At 43.3% G+C, this 1,092-nt stretch carries 2 protein-coding genes; both read right to left on the reverse strand.

Features of this window, described 5'->3' with window-relative positions; genetic code table 11:
- Nucleotides 1–274: 274 nt before the first annotated feature.
- On the reverse strand, nt 275–574 hold the full coding sequence (locus tag AB4496_RS28450; protein ID WP_009846610.1) for a PAAR domain-containing protein: 300 nt from the start codon (nt 572–574) through the stop codon (nt 275–277).
- A gap of 24 nt (nt 575–598) precedes the next feature.
- Nucleotides 599–1,092: DUF6931 family protein (locus tag AB4496_RS28455; RefSeq protein ID WP_372133418.1), on the reverse strand; the 494-nt coding region annotated here is incomplete at its 5' end.

Consider the following 1,092-nt stretch of genomic DNA (forward strand, 5'->3'; position numbering starts at 1 on the left):
GAGCCGGAGGGGTCATTATCCGAGATTGGAGTCAGTAAATGAGCAATTTCTGTCATACACGTCCTGTTAAAGTTATTTGATATCTCGATCACATAAAGTGTTATTTCTAATAGTTATTACTTATGTTTCATATAAAATATTTAACATTTATATATTCTATCGCTTTTTCTTAAAAAGTCCTATGTAAAATAGATATTTACTCAAAAATTTGAACTTTATCCAAGAAAATTACCCAGTAAGCCGACTTTTCGAAACCTTATGAAATGCAAGGATTTTATCCTCCAATCATTACGGTAGGCATACCCAAGACAATAGTACCCCCGTGGGCGGTTGTATCTCCCATACGCGCAGCAGGCTTATTCATGATAAGTACAGTAGCACTGCCTTTGATGATGCTATCTGGGGGGCCAACACAAACACACATATCCCCAAGCGTTGCTGCAGGCATATTGCCAATGAGAACCGTCGGTACACCAGGTCCAACGATTGGGCCTCCGACATGGGGGATTGGTGGAAGTGCGGGTGTCTGCATCGGGCAAACATGCATGTCAGTTAATCTTGCGGCTAACGTCATCGGCCACTCCTGTCATCTGTAACTTTATGATTGGCTGCCTTTGGCAAGCTCGAGAGCAATACCAATGGATTTCTTATAGTACTCGTTGGTTTTATCCCAATTGGGTAAGGCTGCGGAATGGTTGATTGCACCCGCTACCGCTTTGGAATATAAGAAAGGGTCGGGGAGGACGTTGGGTAAGTCAGGTGCAACAATACTGCCGGATCCGTTCCAAAATACGGCTTGAGCTAGCCAAGATGGCCCACAATTTAGTTGGAGCTTATTCGCAAAGAGTTCACTCTTTCTTCTCTGTTCTTCTGAAGGTGACTTGACCCAATCTTTGGCTGTTGAAATACATTGTTTTTGCATTGTAGACCACACATCACTTCTCGCATCGAGCGTATGTGCGCCCCACCAAATGGCCTCTCGAACAGGCAATCCGTGAGCAAGGAGCTGAACTAAGTCGAAATATAGCTCGCTTTCCAATAAAGCTTGAATAGAATCATCAATGTTGAATTCGTCATTAATCAGTGCTTGTG

The sequence above is a fragment of the Vibrio sp. 10N.222.46.A1 genome, from assembly GCF_041473595.1.
Lineage (GTDB): Bacteria > Pseudomonadota > Gammaproteobacteria > Enterobacterales > Vibrionaceae > Vibrio > Vibrio tasmaniensis_A.

What these genes read in the sequence shown, in the direction of transcription:
- AB4496_RS28450 (WP_009846610.1), bottom strand. Translation starts at nt 574, where the DNA reads ATGACGTTAGCCGCAAGATTAACTGACATGCATGTTTGCCCGATGCAG.